Consider the following 16525-nt stretch of genomic DNA (forward strand, 5'->3'; position numbering starts at 1 on the left):
GTTCCGGAATTACATCGAGCTGTATTTGTCACGCAAGCGTTGACGGACAAATTCAGCAATGGTGTTAAAGAAGAAGGTAAATATGAACAGCACAAAAGCTGCCAGGAACAAGATTCGGTAGTGCGAGCTACCAACCTCTGATTCCGGCATCTCGACCGCAATATTGGCAGATAAGGTGCGCATACCTTCGAAGATGTTCCAGTCCATAATTGGCGTATTACCGGTAGCCATCAGAACAATCATGGTTTCGCCCACAGCGCGCCCCAGACCCATCATAACCGCCGAGAAAATTCCCGGACTTGCAGTTAACAAAATGACTTTAGTCAGTGTCTGCCATGGGGTAGCACCCAATGCCAAAGAGCCATTAGATAAATGCTTAGGCACACTGAATACCGCATCTTCGGCAATAGAGAAGATGGTTGGAATAACCGCAAAGCCCATGGCGATACCCACAACCAGCGAGTTACGTTGGTCAAAGGTTATGCCTAGTTCATTGGTTAAATAGCCACGCACATTACCGTCAAACAGAACTTCCTCAACCCAGGGACTCAGGCCAAAGGAGAACCAGCCAACCAGCAAAATAATGGGTATAAGCAACAACGCAGCGCGCCCGTCGGTTACGGTGTTACGAATATTCGGCGGCAGCTTGGACCATAAAAATGCGGTCAATATTATTGTCGCGGGTACCAGCAGCAGAACGGCTATTAGCCCGGGCAGGTACCTCTCTATAATAGGTGCCAACCAGAGACCAGCCAGGAAACCGAGGATAACGGTAGGCAAAGCTTCCATAATTTCTACCGTTGGCTTTACGTATTTACGTACCGAAGGCGACATGAAATAGGCTGTATAAACCGCTGCAGCTAAGCCAATAGGCACTGCGAACAACATTGCGTAGGCGGCAGCTTTAATAGTACCGAAAGAAATAGGCACCAAACTGAATTTAGATTCAAAGTCGTCGGAGCCGGAGGTTGACTGCCAGGTGTAGTCAGGCTCTGGGTAACCTTCGTACCAGACTTCCTGCCACATAGCGCTCCAGGTTACCTCAGGGTGTTCATTATCAACATCGAAAACACTGAAGCGGTCGCCACTTTGCATAATAAGATAATTAGCTCGCGGATCGACCATAACGTTTTGCAGCTTGGACTCTAATGGGTTACCGCGATAGAGATCGGCTTCTGAGGTCGTATGGAAAATGCCGAGGTCGCCATTTTCAGAAACCGTGTAGAAGGTCCGGCGATAATATTCTACTTCAATGTTTTCAACCGGAGAGCCGACATCAAAAGAACGAATGTACTGATACTCGCGCCCCTGATCAGTTGATACCTGGAACCACTGAGTAATAAGCCCGGAGTCGTGGGTAACTAAAATAGAGCTGGCACCCGCAAGCAGGTACATACCGGTGGCGTCTCCTTGCTCGCGCGCATCAATTATCATCAATTCCCGTTCTTTGACGTTGCCGGTTAACCCGACGTCAAACACGTGAATTCGGTTGCCCCGACGCGCCATCACCTGACGCAAATCAGGAGTAACCACCAGGTCATCGATACTACCGTTAAGGCTGACCTGGCTAAACGTTGGCTTTAAGCTGATCTCACCGGTCATAAAGTTTTCTTCAGCAGCGTACTTGGTAATTAATAGATTGTTGCCATTCTGCACCGCAGCAAACAACATCGCTTCGCCATCGGTATCGTAAGCGAGCTTTTCTAAAGGCTGGCCATTTTCAGCTACGGTAAGAGGGTCACCATTATTAAGCACTTCAACTCTTGGGGTAATGGTACGCTCGGCTATACCAGTTTTCGGGTCTTCAGCAAAAGTCACCCTGAACTTAGGCTCGACGACTACCGCGGACCCATCATCCAGTCCATACGCATACTGTTTATTAACCGGCAAGCTACTTGCGAAACTGGTCACTTTATCAGCTTCTACAATTGCTTTAGAGCTGATTATATCGCCCGCTTCACGGTTTGCTGCTCGCTTATCACTTAAAGCGAAAAACTGGAACTCCCCTGAACGCATCAGGCGGTATCCTATTTCGGCTTGCTCTTCCATACCAACAGCACTGACTCCTTCGCTGTTTGGCAAAGAAAAGCTTTGTTGTTCAGTTAAATCAACTGAGCGGAATATAGGCTGGACAACATAAAGTAGATAGAAAAAGATAAGCAACAGCGCTACCAACACCATAATACCACCTAAGGTGACACCATAGCGTGCGGCACGATCTTTAAATAATCGGCCCCGATTAGCGGCTAGTTGTTGAGCTGACAGTGATGCCATCAGAAACCTCAAGTTTGAATACGCGTTACTAAAAGTCTGCAGACAGTTTAGTTGAATAATGTGACAGTATTGTTACACCACTGTCATATTTTCTTAATAATGCAGTAATAGTTATAAAAAAAGCCGGCAGCAAGCTACCGGCTATTCGTTTTCAGGGAAAAATTACTCTAAGCCAAGCTTCTTCAGTTCAGCTTTAACTACCGCATTTGGTAACCCGATGTAACCGTCTTTATTGACAATATCCTGACCTGTTTTTGACAAAATCATGCGCAGGAACTCGCCTTCCGCTTTACCCAAAGGTTTAGTCGGATGCTTATTCACATAAATGTACAGGAAGCGAGCTAATGGATACTGACCTGCCAACGCATTTTCAGCGGTTGCACCAATAAACTCCTGACCTTCGGCTTTAGCGATAGGTACCGCTTTAACGCCTGACGTCACATAGCCTATGCCGGAATAACCAATCGCATTAATTGAGGTAGAAACTGACTGCACCACAGACGCTGAACCCGGCTGCTCGTTCACGTTCGAACGGAAGTCGCCGTCACATAACGCTATTTCTTTAAAATAACCATAGGTGCCGGATACCGAGTTACGACCATAGAGCTGTAAGTCGCGGTTGCTCCATTCACCGTCCATATCAAGGTCGCCCCAGCGGTTCACTTGTTCATTCAGGCCGCACTTACGAGTTGATGAAAAAATAGCATCAACTTCTGGAATCGTCAGACCTTCAATAGGGTTATCTTTATGTACAAATACCGCTAAGGCGTCAATTGCAACGCGAACCGGAGTTGGTTTGTAACCGTGGCGTTTTTCAAAAGATTCTATTTCTTTTGACTTCATTGCACGGCTCATAGGACCGAAGTTTGATGTGCCTTCAGTTAAGGCCGGAGGCGCTGTTGAAGAACCTGCCGCCTGAACCTGAATGTTTACGCTTGGGTAGTTACGCTTAAACTCTTCACTCCAGAAGGTCACCATATTAGCCAGGGTATCAGAACCCACTGACGACAAGTTGCCTGATAAACCGCTGACTTTTTCGTATTCTGGTAAATCGTCAGTTGCCGCAGCTAACGAGCTGAACGCCAGTGAACCTGCAACCACTAAACCGGTTAATGTCTTGTTCAAAGTTGATTGAAACATAGTGTATTCACCTCTAAGGGTTATTGAACTGTTTTCGAATTGTGGTCAGTTTAAGACGGTTATGTGACAACTTTATGACAATATGAAAATTTTATGACTAACTGACTAATAGCCCGCTCGGTATACGAAATGAGAAACGGCTGCCCTTTTCCAGCGAGCTATTAATGTCTAGTTGCGAGTTGTGATGTTCTATTGCGTGCTTCACTATCGACAGCCCCAACCCGGTGCCACCACTGGCACTGTTGCGATCATCCTCAACCCGGTAGAAACGTTCGGTAAGGCGCGGCAAGTGTTCTGCAGCAATACCTTTACCGTTATCTTTAACACTGAACTCAACACCACCGGCTACGGTTTTCCAGGTGACTTTTATTTCACCGCCGTCGGGTGTGTAATTAATAGCATTGGTTATTAAATTCTGCATCGCACTGCGCAGCAGGTTTTCCTTGCCGTAAATTCGCACGGGCGCAACGTCAAACTCAATTTTATGTTGTTTCACTTCATTTAAACGCTTCGCTTCAGACTCTAACTGTTCCAGCAAAGCTGGCATATCCACTTCGTGATCAAAGACATCATTACTTGGCGTTTCCATGCGCGACAGGGTGAGTAACTGATCTACCAGATTAGCCATACGAGTGCTTTGCGCATTCATGTTCTCGACCGCTTTTTTCAGCATAGCCGGTGGCGTCTGCTGCGGCTCATCCATCATTTCCAGATAACCCTGTAATACTGTCAGCGGCGTTTTCAGTTCATGAGACACGTTAGCCACAAACTCACGACGTAAGTTCTCAAGGCGTTTTACCTGAGTGACGTCACGGGCAACCAGAAGAAACTGGTCTTCGCTGTAAGGCATAATGCGAATTTCAATGTCCAGGCTTTCGCGAATGGGTGAAGGAATCGTCAGTTCTTCGTCAAAATTACCGGCGTTCAGGTAGGCATAGAATTCAGGATGCCGAATCAGGTTCGATAACCGCTGTCCGGCATCGTCCGGCCAACGCAAACCAAAATAGAACTGCGCCAGCTTGTTACTCCACAACAACGCGCCGTCAGCACGGAACACAATAGCAGCGTCAGGCAAAGCTTCAGCCGCTTCACGAAAACGGCGTAATAAGCGCGCTAAAGCCTTACGACGTTTTTGGCTGCGCCGCTGCGAGCGATAAATACCGTCGTAAATATACGACCAACTGCCCGGCGCGGAAGGCGGCATTAAGGTACGGCTTTGCCATAACCACTTAATAAGCTTTTGCTGGTAGTAATAGTGCCAGCAAACCAGTCCTAATAGGGCCAGAGCCGTTACCGGCCAGAACAGGTCAAACAGCCAGCCAATAAATAAAAACGGCAGCAGGAATAAGGCAAGACTGGTCAGTGACTGCCAGTTGGAGTAGTTCCTGTCCATACTAAATCAGCCTGCGCTTAGCGACTTGAAAAACGATAGCCAACTCCCCGAACCGTTTGAATCAAACGGTCATAACCATGTTCGGTCAGGGCTTTACGCAAACGGCGAATATGAACATCAACAGTTCGGTCTTCCACATACACGTTGGTGCCCCAAACGTGGTCCAGCAGCTGTTCACGACTGTATACCCGCTCCGGGTGTGTCATAAAAAAGTGCAGTAGTTTGAACTCTGTCGGGCCCATATCAATGCCTTTGTCATCGACCGAAATACGGTGCGATACCGGATCAAGTTTTAAGCCTTCAACTTCCAGCGGTTCGTCGAGCACGGTTGGCGCAACGCGGCGAAAAACGGCGCGCATGCGGGCCATAAGCTCTTTTGGGGAAAAAGGTTTGGTAATATAGTCATCAGCACCCACTTCCAGGCCTTTAACTTTATCTTCTTCTTCGCCTCTTGCTGTCAGCATTATGATAGGAATATTACGGGTAAAATCATCGCCTTTAATTTTTTTAGCCAGCTGCAGACCTGAGCCGCCCGGAAGCATCCAGTCCAGTAACACCATATCCGGATAGGGTTCGGCAATTTTATCGACAGCAGCGTCAAAGTCGTTGGCTTCCACAGCTTGATAACCGTGTTGTTCCATAACAAAGCTCAACATCTCACGAATAGGCGCTTCATCTTCAACAATTAGAATTCTACGTGACATGCATTGTTTCCCTAATATGAACTGATGGTTCAATTATTACTAAAGAATATGACACTTTTATGAATCTAGACACATCTCTGTCAAATTTCTTATATCAATGCGCAGAGAGCAACTGCAATAATTGGTAAACAATGGGCAAGGAAACAAAGGCAAACAAGATACCGTAACCGACCATAGCCGCCGACAAACGCGGCGCCAGCCCAGCCATAATAGCCACTGCTCCTGCTGTGATCATAGGCGGCATAGCACTTTCAAAAATAGTCACCTGAACCAGGGTGCTGTCAAAACCGAAACCATACAATAAGCCAACGGTAATCAGGGGCATTAGAACCAGTTTCGTCAATAAACCTATCGTTAATGGTGTTTTACTGCCCTTAGGCAGGCGAAATTTCAACTGAAAACCCACGGCTATCATAATAACCGGCACTAAAGTCACCGCCAACGAGTCAATAAGCCGCTGAAAAACTTCCGGATAAACCAGAGATTTCGTTAACAACGCAATAATGAGCGCGATAAAAGGCGGGAATGTCACAATTTGACGGGTAACACTGGCCACTGTGGGTTTATTGTCCTGCTCGCGATACAGGGCGATAACAATGGTCGAGTAAATTGCCAGACCAAAAAAGGAACCGAACTGATCGTATAACAGGCCATAGACAATAGCGTCACTGCCATAAAAGGCTTCTATCATCGGAAAGCCAAAGAACGAAGTATTGCCCAGTGGCACACAGATAAGTAACGCGCCAACCACTTCCCGGGGCCATTTAAAAGCTCGCCCTAACAACCATATGAAAACAGCACTAAAGGCTAAGAGAACCCAGGGAATAACAACCGGAATTAGCAGATCAGTGGAAAACTCCAGAGCCGGAACTTTACTGAAAATAACGCCAGGTAAGGCAGCGTAAATAACATAGAGATTAAGAACTTGCGCGCTGTTTTCCGGGCACTTGCCGGTACGCTTGAGGATAAAACCAATAAGTAAATAGAGCCCCAATACGGCGAGGTTGATCATAGCGTACAGATAGGTTGAGAGTGACCGCTATAGTGTAGCCTGACAAAGAGTGTCAGGCTACTTTTGTGTTTTTCTGCAGAGGAAACGCTTACCAGGAAAAGTCGTGGCGAATGCCGACTGCAACAAAGTCCTGCTCAATACCTGGCGTTGCGCCGCAACCCTTGGTTGAGTACAAGCTGATGTCGCACTCACGACCCGTGTACCAGGCATAAACACGAGTATCGCCACTGAAGAAGTAATCGGCACCGACAGATAATGAAGCGTCGTTATCGGTGTCATCATCTATTGCCTGATACTGTGCTTTAAAAACCCAGTTTGCATAAGGATGAGCAGCGCTGATTAAGTAACCGTCAGAATCATTTGAGCCATTAATAGTTTCAAATTGCTGCAAAACCACACCGACTCGGGTTTTGCCAAACTTAGTAGCGCCGGTTAATTGGGTTACGTCATAACCATTCACATCACGATCAAAAGCTAACGCAGCATAATAATTGGTTTTCTTCAGCTTACTGTCACCGTACAACAGACCAAAGGAAAGACCGTCGTCAACATTGTCATTTTCTGACGCTATATAAGTAACCCCGAAACTAAAGCCTTTATAAGAAGGTGAGTAATAGGTCAAGGTGTTGTCTGGACGGTTTTCACCCTTGAATAAACTTTTCAAGTCGGCTTCAAAGTCTTTAAACTCATCAACCGAGCCTTGAGAATCCTTTAAAAAAGTATCATAACGGCCAATCATCACTTCGCCAAAATTGCCGCGCAGGCCGACAACTTGGTTTCGATTCGTTACGGCGTCTTCTTCATCATCAGAGTCGGCTAAATCAACGCCAAACTCTATTTGATAAAAGACTTCTAAATCGGACTCCAGTTCGCTGGCACCTTTAAAACCGAAACGTGATGAATTACTTACCACCTCAGTTTCTGAACCAAAACCATAGTCATTACTTTGAAACGAAACATTTGCCCGGCCGTAAACCGTTAAACTGTCATCATTATTAGCGAAAGCCGAAAAGCTGGCTGCAGTGGCAGCAATCATTAACGGAACCGAGTACTTTGTCATCATTATCCTCACAAAAAAACAAAACCTGTATAAATTTCGCGCACATTATAATGAATGAAAAAATTATTACAGTTTTTTTTCGTTTTTTAGTCAATCACATGACATTATTGTTAGGATACAGTTATAAATACTCGCTTATTATAAGTTTGCCATTTGCTGTTGCTGCTTATACTGACTTTTCGCGTATTTAAGCCATTGTTTTGCAGAGCGTTCCGCCCCTTCAATTTCTGCAGCCTGCTCAAAAGACTCAATAGCCTGCTCATAACGTTTCAAGTTCAGTAACGCCATTCCTTCAGCCAGATACAAATTACCCTCGTTGTCCAGCTCACCTTTGCTAAAGGCCTGTTTCGCGTATTCTACTGCCTTTTCATTATTATCCAGTGCCAGATACAGCTGAGCTATTTGCGCCGCAAAGTTTCCGTGCTCAACCTTTTCTGACGCTTTCATATAGGCACTAATGGCTTTTTCATTTTCTTTTGCCTGAGTATAGGCCTGAGCAACAAATTTCAGGTTATCGACAGAGGCATCAACTTTGCCTTTAGACATGGCTTCCTGCATGGTTTCTGCCGCTTTGTACGGCAATTCATTAAAGTAATAAGCCTGAGCTAACTGCCTCCACTCACTGCCTGTTTCGATATACCCCTGTTGATGCGCGGCTTCCAGTACCGCCAGCTGTTTCTCGTCCTGTTCCAACTGCGCGTAAACACCAGCCAGTTGTACCCAATACTCCGGCTTGCTGTAACTGGTCACTAAACGCTCCATGACTTTGGCAACCTGCTCTGGCTGCTCCAGCTCGTAGTGCAATGCACGTTTTAAAATCAACCAGTTTTCATCTGGTATTTTGTTTTCTGCATCGACAGCTGCAATGGCTTTATCAATTAGAGACAAAGCTTCCTGGTATTTATCAGCCTGGTAATAAGCCTGTGCTTTTAACACCCAGGCTTTACCCATCTCACCTTCTTCCGCAAGGCCTTCCCATTGGTCTAAAAAGCTAATTGCGCGCTGGAACTGGCCATCACTTAAGGCAAGTTGAGCCAGGCTGTACAGCGTGCTTTTTTCCAAAGATTCAGGAATAGGCGACTCTTTTACAACCTTTTCAAAGTAGTTAATAGCCTCTTTGGTATTGCCCTGCTCGTAATACATGAAACCGTAAAAGTTCCACATCATGGCGCGCTCGTAGCTGTTCATGCTATCCGCTTTTTCCGCCACTTCGCCCAGTATCGAAATGCCCTCGGCGAGGTTACCGTTATCGGCTTGTTCCTGCGCCCGCGCCAGTTGTCCGTAAACTTTTTCCCGTAACGCCGGCACTCGTTCAGTCTGTTGTGCCAACACCGGGTGGGCAAAGGCCAGCCAGCAACTACAAGCCGCAAAAGTAATGAATTTAAATTTCATAAGTCACCCAATCAGTTCATTTCAAAGGTCATGCGGTTGCGGACACCATCCACTTCCACCGCTTCGCCATCAATAACCCGAGGTTTGTATTTAAACTTCAGTACGGCATCCATTGCGGCCTGATCAAAAATACCTTCCGGTTCTGCCTGGACAACCACCGGATCTCGCACCGACCCTTGTTTTGTCACCGTAAACTCCACCACCACGTAACCTTCTATGCCGCGCTGCAAAGCCCGGCGCGGATATGCAGCCTGAACCTTCACAATAGGCAGATACTCGCCGTCGCTTGCCTGCAGTGACATACCACTGCCAATGTCTGCACCGCTGTCCATATTGGCCGAAAAGTCATAACCTGATCCGCCGTCAGTATCCGCAATATCATTATTCATTTGCGGCTGGGGCAAATCTTCAGGTGGCTGCTCAGGCTCTGGGGGGCGTTCAGGCTTGCGCTCCTTCTCCTGAACTTCTTCAGGCTCAGGCGTGCGCACAAAGTCCAGCACGCTGCCCCGGGGCGGTTCGCTCATTGCGCCCTCGCCACCACTGATCAAGGACTGCATCAGGTAAAACAAACCAATGGTGACAAAAGCTGCAACCAGTAATGCTGCCAGGAATCTCATCATTTACTCTTCATCCGTTGCTACAGAAACGTCGTAAACCCCCGCTGAGCGGGCTGCATCCATTACCTTAATTAACACCCGGGTGTTTGACTCCTGGTCCGCCTGAATCACCACAGACCCTTGCGGATTTTCCGCGTACAAACGTTCGATGTTAGCTTGCACTGCCCGCACATCCACCTGGCGCTTATCAATCCAGATTTCGTTGCTTTCACTTATCGCAATTAAGATGTTGGCACGGTCTTTTTGCACTGCGGTGGCCGCATCCGGGCGGTTCACATCAATACCGGCTTCCTTCACGAAAGACGCCGTGACAATGAAGAAAATCAACATAATGAACACCACGTCCAGCATGGGTGTCATATCGATAGCACTTTCTTCTTCTTCAATTAAATTGGCAAAATGCTGCTTCATAATCCTGTCCTCGACATCACCTTAGTGACGCTCCAATAAAATTTTATCTTCCAGCTTCATGCGCTCACGGCGAGTCGTACGTTGCAGCCAGGTTGCGGCAAATACACCTGACAAGGCGCCAACCATACCCGCCATGGTCGGAATAGTGGCTTTAGAGACACCCGACGCCATTGAGCGCGCACTACCGGTTCCGGTTACCGCCATGACATCGAACACTTCAATCATGCCGGTTACGGTACCCATCAGCCCCAGCAGCGGACACAAGGCCACCAGCGCCTTAATAATCGGTAAGTTTCCGCCTAACGCCAAACTGACCCGCGAAATCATCGCCTGCCGAATTTGCTCTGCATTCCACGACGATTTATCTTCCCGCTGCTGCCAACGTTGCCGCGTTTCTTTCACATTTTTACGGTGCCCGTTGAAGTAATAAAAAATGCGTTCAAGAATCATCAGCCACATGGTAAAAATGAGGATTCCGATGACCAGCAGAACGTGTCCGCCGGACTCGATGAAATCTCTAATCGCATTACTGAATTCAATGAGGAATAACACGGTTACTCTCCTCGCTCAGACCGCTCCGCGATAATGCCGGATGCTTGTTCCTGCAGTATATGAATCAGGTTTTTACTACGCGTGTGTAACGTCGCGAACAGTAACGTCATGGGAATCGCAACCACCAGGCCCAGTACCGTCGTTACCAGGGCTTGTGAAATACCACCTGCCATCAGTTTCGGGTCACCCGTACCAAACAAGGTAATTGCCTGGAAGGTGTTGATCATACCAGTGACCGTTCCCAGCAGACCCATTAGCGGTGCGACCACTGAAATAATTTTAATGAACGTCAGGTTGCGGGTAATCTTCGGCACTTCACGCAAAATCCCTTCACTCAGCTTCAATTCCAGGGTTTCAGTGTCAGCCTGCGGATACTTGTCTTTCAGCAACATCACTCGGCCCAGCGGGTTATCATCGCTCGGCTTATCTTTTTTCAGCTGACGCTTCACTTTATTGCCCAGCAGCATCAGCGAAACAAAGCGTTCCAGTGCAAACAGCAGGCCAATAGCACCCAGTGCTAAAATGATGTAACCAACGGTTCCGCCCTGATCAATACGCTCACTCAGGCTTGGCGCCTGAACTAACAGACTCAGAATTGAACCACCAGTGGGGTCAAGACCAAAAGTCACAATGCCGCTGTCGGTTTGCTGAATCTCTTCTGCGGTACTCAGGTAGCGGCCTGCTGGCTGACGTACCAGTTCGGCAACCGAACCGGTTTCACCCACTCGTTCCAGATATTTACCGTCTGCAACCAGGTTGAATGCACCGACACGAACCACTTCTTTTTCTGACTTGTCGCCGTTTGCCGCGGTAACCTGAGTGGTAAATTCAGCAACTTTACCGGATTCCGTCATTTCCTGTTGCAAGGCAAACCAGACGCTTTCTATGTCTTCAATAGAGGCCAGCTTAGACGACGAGCCCATACGTTCAGCCAGTTCCGATAAATTCTCGGCACGCCCGGGATACTGAGCAGAAATAACCGAGTTATCAAAGTTACTTGAGGCGTCGTTAGCCACCTGCTGCAAAACACCGAACAGCTCTTTCAGTGAGCCCATGCGCTGCGTTAAAGTATCGCTCAAGTTACCCAAATCAACTTCATTCTGCTCGAACTGAGTTTCCAGTTGCTCTGCGCGCTGCTCCAGACGATTGCGCTCGGCAATGGCGTCTTCCAGCATAGCTTTTTGTTCTTGCTCTCTTTCACGAAAACGCTGTTCACGTTCTTTGTTGTTCTCTGACTGCGAGAACTTGCCCTGCTGCAACTGCTGCAGAAGCTCATCTAAATTAATGGGTTCCTGCGGAACCGGTGCCGCCAAAGCTGCGGAAGAAGTGATGGCCAGTAGCGTTACTGAGAACCATTTTGCAATCTGCTTACTTAATCTCATGGCTATCATTCCTTATTGGCCGCTGCCGTTGTTAGAAGAACTGGTCGATTTATTCGCGAACAGCGGCATCATCAGTAAATCTGGCGCCAGTTGTTTTCTGGCAATACGAATGGCTTCGTCAATTTCTGGTAAGTGCTTACTATCAAGCTCTTCCCAGCTGCGCGTTTGCTGGTTCCATAATCCCAGATGCTGACCGTCGCGGGTTTTGTAAATCAAAGCGACACGGCCAACACGCAGGAAGGTGACGTCTTGTTGCTGACCATCAATTTCGTGTTCAGCGGTATAAGCTTCAATGTTGCGGCCGTAGTCAGCTTCTATCTGGTAAGCTTCCATAACCCGACGGAACTTCTCAGAGACATCGACGTTGGCTCTTTCCATCAAGTCATTCAGCTGCTGTAAGCGTTCACTTCGCTCGGTCTGCAGAAACGGGGCGTCTAATTCAACAAAAGACTCAAGCGAGTCAATCATCCGCAACATTAGTGGAGTAATTTGGCGTTCGACATAACTGACCTGATCAATAGAGTTATTAATGTCGCTTTTTTCACTTTCCTGGCTATCGATTTGCTGCTCGACTTGCGCGGTATAAACCTTTAATCCATCAATTTCTTTCATGATGCGTTTATACTGTTGCAGTCGTTCCTGCATATCATCGGAAATCTGGTCTATAGTCAGTTGCGACTGACGGGCAGATTCATTAATAGAGGATGCCTGCTCAACCACAGGTTCCAGTGTGTCCTGTTGCGAATAAGCCGGAGCCGCAACTAAGGCTGCAACAGCTAAAGCGCCAGCAGAAGTAATTAACTTCATAAATTATGACCTTTGTGAATTAATTTGTGGCGACTTTAGTCACTTTTCGTGACAGCTTAATGACTGTAATATGTCATTTTTGTGTCAGTGCTTTTTATTGGCGGGATTGCTTTATTGCGTTATTTCAGTCAATGAATTAGTTTATCCCTATCTGTACAACTCGTTGACCTCAGTCTATGGCAATCAAAAGTATTTCATCCTCCTTATTAACTCGCGTGCTTTCCGTCTACTTTTTGTTGACGTTAATTGTGACCGCGATACAAATTGGAGCTGAATATTTTGATACCAAACGAGTACTGATTGCCGAACTACAGAACCAGCAAAGCACATTTAATGGCTCCCTGACGCGTTCGCTTTGGGAGTTCAACAGCAACCAGATTGATACCATTGCCGACGGCCTTATTAGTATTCCCGCTATTGCCGGTGTTCTTATCCGCGACGATGCCGGTAATATTTTGGTGCAGCTGGGCGAAACCACAGAAATGAGCGACTTGCCCGACGACAATAGCGAAGGAGCGTTGCTACCTGAACGTAACGGCATTTTCGGCTACTACGATTCACTCATATTTGAATTTTCCGGTCATTCCACCAAAGTGGGTGATGTCAGCCTGTTTTCGACCCGCGACATTGCCATTGACCGTATTAAAGTGAGCCTTGGCTTTATTATCGGTAACGCCATTATTAAAAGTATCTTCCTTATTGTGCTTTTCACTATTGCCTTTAACCGCATGCTGAACCGGCCACTCAGCGACTTAACTCAGCAAATTAAAGGTTTCCGGCTGGATAACCTAGAACGCTCCAGAATTCGCTTAGCGGATCAGCACAACAATGAACTGGTACTGGTAGAGCAAGCCTATAACCAGCTGCTGGATAATATTGAGGAATATCAGTCCGATTTGGACCGTACCCAGAAGAAGCTCAAAGCGGCTAACCGTCAGCTCGACGAGCAAAATGCCATACTTGAGCAGGAGGTGGCGCGCAAAACCTCCAGTTTAAGTCAGGTTATGCTTGACCTTGAACAACGTAAGAACGAGCTGGAAATGCGTCAGGAGAAACTGGAGCGCGAAGTTGGCCAGCGCCGCGCCATTGAAAATACATTGCGTCAGTCTAACCAGCGGCTGGAGTCTTCGCTGAATAACTTGCGTGAAACTCAACAGCAACTTATTGAGTCGGAAAAAATGGCGTCGCTGGGTGGGCTGGTTGCCGGTATTACGCACGACGTGAATACGCCCATAGGCATTAGCGTTACAGCGTCCTCTTACTTACGCGAAAAGCTCGACACGCTTGATCAGTCGCTGCTTAATAAAGAACTGACGCAAACGCAGTTGAAGAAATTTATAGAGGAAGGTCGCGAAAGCCTGAACTTACTGGACAGCAACCTGCACCGCGCGTCTGATCTTATTAGCAGCTTTAAACAAGTGGCTGTCGACCAGGCGTCGGACGCTATCCGCGACATTAACCTGAAAAGTTATATCGAAGACTTAGTTCAGTCTTTGCAGCCTCACCTTAAAAAGACCAACCATCAGGTGCATCTTGAATGTGCCGATGACATTTTCATACGTTGCCCGGCGGGTGCTTTATCACAAATTTTTACCAACCTGATTCTTAACTCGCTACGGCATGCCTTTGACGGCATTGATGAAGGCCTTATGACCATTTCTATCCGGCTCGATGGTGAAACCCTTCAGGTTCACTATTCTGACAATGGTAATGGTTTATCCGAAGCTCAACTTAAACGCTTATTCGACCCCTTCTTTACCACGAAAAGAGACCAGGGTGGCAGCGGCCTGGGTACGCATATTGTCAGGAACCTGGTCACTCAGACTCTGTCTGGTGAAATCAGCGCGGAAAGTGAACCCGGTAAAGGTTTAAACTATTTCTTTTCATTTTCTGTACAGGTTTTAAACTGACAGCTCTGCCCTAACGGGCTACAATCCCTGCCCTTATTTTTGTTTTATTTGTTGCGACAGGAACAGCTTACCTATGTGGTTTAAAAATCTTCGTTTTTATCAATTCAGCGAAACCTTTTCCCTGCCAGATGATTTCTCTGAGCAATTAGCTGAGCACAGCTTTCACCCCTGTTCGCGCTCGGACCAAAGCTCATTTGGCTGGTCTTCGCCTTTTGGCGCAGACAATGAAGTACTGACTCACAGCCTGGGTAATTGCTGGTTGCTGTGTGCCAAACGAGAAGAAAAAGTACTTCCGAGCACGGTTGTTAACGCCCAGCTGGACGAAAAAGTACGCCAGATCAGTGAAGCCGAAGGCCGCTCAGTGCCGCGCAAAGAAAAACAAAACTTAAAAGAAGACTTAATTCACCAGCTTCTGCCACAGGCGTTCAGCCGTTTCCGCCAAAGCTGGGGTTACATCGACCTAGACCGCCAAATTATTGCTATTGATGAGTCAGCAGCCAATAAAGCCGAAGACTTTTTAGGTTTGTTGCGTGGTTCTGTCGGCTCGTTACCTGTGCGCCCGGTAAGCCCAAGTGACGCAGTTGAAACTTACCTGACGGCCTGGTTACAAAGTGCTGAATTACCGAATCCATTCGAGTTTGGTGATGAAGCAGAATTGCGTTCACCACAAGCGGACGGCGGCATTATTCGCTGCAAGCAGGAAGACTTAACCCGTGAAGACATTCAGGCACACTTAGCCGGTGGCAAGCAAGTCACTCGTTTAGGTCTGGTATGGCAGGAAAATTTAGAATTTATTATTGAGTCGGATATGGCGTTAAAACGAGTCAAACCAACAGACCGTCTGCTCGACGCCAAAGACGATTTAGTTGACCCTAGCCCGGAAGAAAAAATCGACGCCGACTTTGCTCTGGTTAGCGCCGAAGTCGGGCTTCTGTTTGACGATTTAAAGAAAGCTTTTGGCTAAGACAGCAAGTCCAGCATTTGGCGGTAGGATTTCTGCACAGACTCCTGCTGCCAAAAATCATCGGTCTTAATCACCCCCAACATTTGATACTCAACCAGAGTCACACTGTCCTTGCCAGGTTTCACATTTCCGGTTAACAAAGCAGCCAAATGCACAATGTCACAGTAGTTCACGGTAATTGCATCGTTTAAGCTCATTCTGCCGTTGTAATAGTGCAGCGGCACCTGCACCAGGTTTGGCGTAAACTGCCAATAGCTGAGAATATTACTGCCTAAAGGCGAACTGAACTGGTTAATACACTCTTTAATAAAAGAAGGGTTGGCGAAGCTGTCTTCAAACTCATTCGCCATATGCAAAATTGGGGCAACGCCAATGCGCGACACCATACCGGCTAACAGCGCAACGTCCTGATGCAGCCGATGACCAATGCCTCTGCGCTGCAAGTCTTCGGTTATAACAACGGCTGCCGCCGCAATTTCTCTGCTTTCAACAATAAACTGCTGAGAAAACATCTGTACTATGTCATTGTCCGGCTTAAACACCTGCTCCATTGCCATTGCCAATGCCAGTGTCCGAATGCGCCGCATACCAATACGAGTTAACGCCTGCATTAAGCTCTCGGCTTTGTTTCTGCCGCCAAGGTACGCACTATTCGCCAGGCGAATAAGCCGTGCTGTCAACGCGGTATCTTGCTGAATAATATGACAGAGATCGTGCAGGTTGCAGTCCGGATCCATGGCTGCGTTGCGCACTTGCTCTGCCGTTTCAGGTAAGCCGGGAAGTTTTAATTCATCACGTCTGAGTCGCTCGTCAATTAGCATGTATAGTGCATTTTGCGATGACATTTTATTTCCTTATTATTATGGTTTTCTTGCTTCTGAAAAAGCTTGGAAGTAGATTAACAGAA

15 protein-coding genes are annotated in these 16525 nt (G+C 47.2%); 2 read left to right on the forward strand and 13 right to left on the reverse strand.

The genetic code is table 11. The features are described from left to right. Positions 1–9: 9 nt before the first annotated feature. The 12 genes from B2U97_RS11515 to B2U97_RS11570 all read right to left on the reverse strand — a co-directional run bounded on the left by B2U97_RS11515 (position 10) and on the right by B2U97_RS11570 (position 12744). Positions 10–2274 (reverse strand): ABC transporter permease subunit, encoded by a 2265-nt coding sequence (locus B2U97_RS11515; protein ID WP_286824386.1) that lies wholly within the window; start codon positions 2272–2274, stop codon positions 10–12. Between the two features lie 162 nt (positions 2275–2436). Further along, positions 2437–3414 carry a PstS family phosphate ABC transporter substrate-binding protein gene (locus tag B2U97_RS11520; RefSeq protein WP_272988153.1) on the reverse strand — a complete coding sequence of 326 codons (978 nt, stop codon included), beginning with the start codon at positions 3412–3414 and terminating at the stop codon, positions 2437–2439. A gap of 97 nt (positions 3415–3511) precedes the next feature. Continuing rightward, entirely contained in the window at positions 3512–4807 is a 1296-nt protein-coding gene (phoR, locus tag B2U97_RS11525; RefSeq protein WP_011235338.1) for a phosphate regulon sensor histidine kinase PhoR, read from the reverse strand. A 17-nt stretch (positions 4808–4824) separates the two neighbouring features. Beyond that, positions 4825–5511, reverse strand: coding sequence for a phosphate regulon transcriptional regulator PhoB (gene phoB / locus B2U97_RS11530; protein WP_011235339.1), 687 nt, complete (start codon positions 5509–5511; stop codon positions 4825–4827). A 94-nt stretch (positions 5512–5605) separates the two neighbouring features. Next, complete coding sequence (locus B2U97_RS11535; RefSeq protein WP_011235340.1) at positions 5606–6523, reverse strand: AEC family transporter; 918 nt, start codon at positions 6521–6523, stop codon at positions 5606–5608. An 88-nt stretch (positions 6524–6611) separates the two neighbouring features. Further along, the gene (locus B2U97_RS11540; RefSeq protein WP_231378591.1) at positions 6612–7586 is read right to left on the reverse strand and encodes a porin; all 975 of its coding nucleotides are present in this window, start codon (positions 7584–7586) and stop codon (positions 6612–6614) included. A gap of 135 nt (positions 7587–7721) precedes the next feature. After that, positions 7722–8975 carry a tetratricopeptide repeat protein gene (locus B2U97_RS11545; RefSeq protein WP_011235342.1) on the reverse strand — a complete coding sequence of 418 codons (1254 nt, stop codon included), beginning with the start codon at positions 8973–8975 and terminating at the stop codon, positions 7722–7724. 11 nt (positions 8976–8986) lie between these two features. Then, complete coding sequence (locus B2U97_RS11550; protein ID WP_011235343.1) at positions 8987–9595, reverse strand: energy transducer TonB; 609 nt, start codon at positions 9593–9595, stop codon at positions 8987–8989. Further along, complete coding sequence (locus tag B2U97_RS11555; RefSeq protein ID WP_011235344.1) at positions 9596–10003, reverse strand: ExbD/TolR family protein; 408 nt, start codon at positions 10001–10003, stop codon at positions 9596–9598. 21 nt (positions 10004–10024) lie between these two features. Further along, complete coding sequence (locus tag B2U97_RS11560) at positions 10025–10555, reverse strand: MotA/TolQ/ExbB proton channel family protein (protein WP_011235345.1); 531 nt, start codon at positions 10553–10555, stop codon at positions 10025–10027. A gap of 2 nt (positions 10556–10557) precedes the next feature. Further along, on the reverse strand, positions 10558–11937 hold the full coding sequence (locus B2U97_RS11565; protein WP_011235346.1) for a MotA/TolQ/ExbB proton channel family protein: 1380 nt from the start codon (positions 11935–11937) through the stop codon (positions 10558–10560). Positions 11938–11949: 12 nt separating this feature from the next. Further along, positions 11950–12744 carry a DUF3450 domain-containing protein gene (locus tag B2U97_RS11570; RefSeq protein ID WP_011235347.1) on the reverse strand — a complete coding sequence of 265 codons (795 nt, stop codon included), beginning with the start codon at positions 12742–12744 and terminating at the stop codon, positions 11950–11952. A gap of 176 nt (positions 12745–12920) precedes the next feature. Between B2U97_RS11570 and B2U97_RS11575 the strand changes: the two genes are divergently transcribed. Both B2U97_RS11575 and rdgC read left to right on the forward strand, forming a co-directional pair. Beyond that, on the forward strand, positions 12921–14654 hold the full coding sequence (locus B2U97_RS11575) for a sensor histidine kinase (protein WP_034822274.1): 1734 nt from the start codon (positions 12921–12923) through the stop codon (positions 14652–14654). 73 nt (positions 14655–14727) lie between these two features. Continuing rightward, on the forward strand, positions 14728–15618 hold the full coding sequence (gene rdgC, locus B2U97_RS11580) for a recombination-associated protein RdgC (protein ID WP_034822272.1): 891 nt from the start codon (positions 14728–14730) through the stop codon (positions 15616–15618). Here the strand turns inward: rdgC and B2U97_RS11585 are convergent. After that, positions 15615–16463, reverse strand: a complete 849-nt coding sequence (locus B2U97_RS11585; protein ID WP_272989314.1) for an HDOD domain-containing protein — start codon at positions 16461–16463, stop codon at positions 15615–15617. The two genes, rdgC and B2U97_RS11585, sit on opposite strands and share 4 nt — an antisense overlap. Between the last annotated feature and the right edge of the window lie 62 nt (positions 16464–16525).

This window comes from Idiomarina sp. UBA3176, assembly GCF_002364295.1.
Classification (GTDB): Bacteria; Pseudomonadota; Gammaproteobacteria; order Enterobacterales; family Alteromonadaceae; genus Idiomarina; species Idiomarina loihiensis.

Excerpts from the sequence above, each read along its gene's own strand:
- B2U97_RS11575 (WP_034822274.1), top strand. The coding sequence starts at position 12,921 with ATGGCAATCAAAAGTATTTCATCCTCCTTATTAACTCGCGTGCTTTCC.
- B2U97_RS11535 (WP_011235340.1), bottom strand. The coding sequence starts at position 6,523 with ATGATCAACCTCGCCGTATTGGGGCTCTATTTACTTATTGGTTTTATC.
- B2U97_RS11540 (WP_231378591.1), bottom strand. The coding sequence starts at position 7,586 with ATGATGACAAAGTACTCGGTTCCGTTAATGATTGCTGCCACTGCAGCC.
- B2U97_RS11585 (WP_272989314.1), bottom strand. The coding sequence starts at position 16,463 with ATGTCATCGCAAAATGCACTATACATGCTAATTGACGAGCGACTCAGA.
- B2U97_RS11565 (WP_011235346.1), bottom strand. The coding sequence starts at position 11,937 with ATGAGATTAAGTAAGCAGATTGCAAAATGGTTCTCAGTAACGCTACTG.
- B2U97_RS11545 (WP_011235342.1), bottom strand. The coding sequence starts at position 8,975 with ATGAAATTTAAATTCATTACTTTTGCGGCTTGTAGTTGCTGGCTGGCC.
- B2U97_RS11550 (WP_011235343.1), bottom strand. The coding sequence starts at position 9,595 with ATGATGAGATTCCTGGCAGCATTACTGGTTGCAGCTTTTGTCACCATT.
- B2U97_RS11570 (WP_011235347.1), bottom strand. The coding sequence starts at position 12,744 with ATGAAGTTAATTACTTCTGCTGGCGCTTTAGCTGTTGCAGCCTTAGTT.
- rdgC (WP_034822272.1), top strand. The coding sequence starts at position 14,728 with ATGTGGTTTAAAAATCTTCGTTTTTATCAATTCAGCGAAACCTTTTCC.
- phoR (WP_011235338.1), bottom strand. The coding sequence starts at position 4,807 with ATGGACAGGAACTACTCCAACTGGCAGTCACTGACCAGTCTTGCCTTA.
- phoB (WP_011235339.1), bottom strand. The coding sequence starts at position 5,511 with ATGTCACGTAGAATTCTAATTGTTGAAGATGAAGCGCCTATTCGTGAG.
- B2U97_RS11515 (WP_286824386.1), bottom strand. The coding sequence starts at position 2,274 with ATGGCATCACTGTCAGCTCAACAACTAGCCGCTAATCGGGGCCGATTA.
- B2U97_RS11555 (WP_011235344.1), bottom strand. The coding sequence starts at position 10,003 with ATGAAGCAGCATTTTGCCAATTTAATTGAAGAAGAAGAAAGTGCTATC.
- B2U97_RS11520 (WP_272988153.1), bottom strand. The coding sequence starts at position 3,414 with ATGTTTCAATCAACTTTGAACAAGACATTAACCGGTTTAGTGGTTGCA.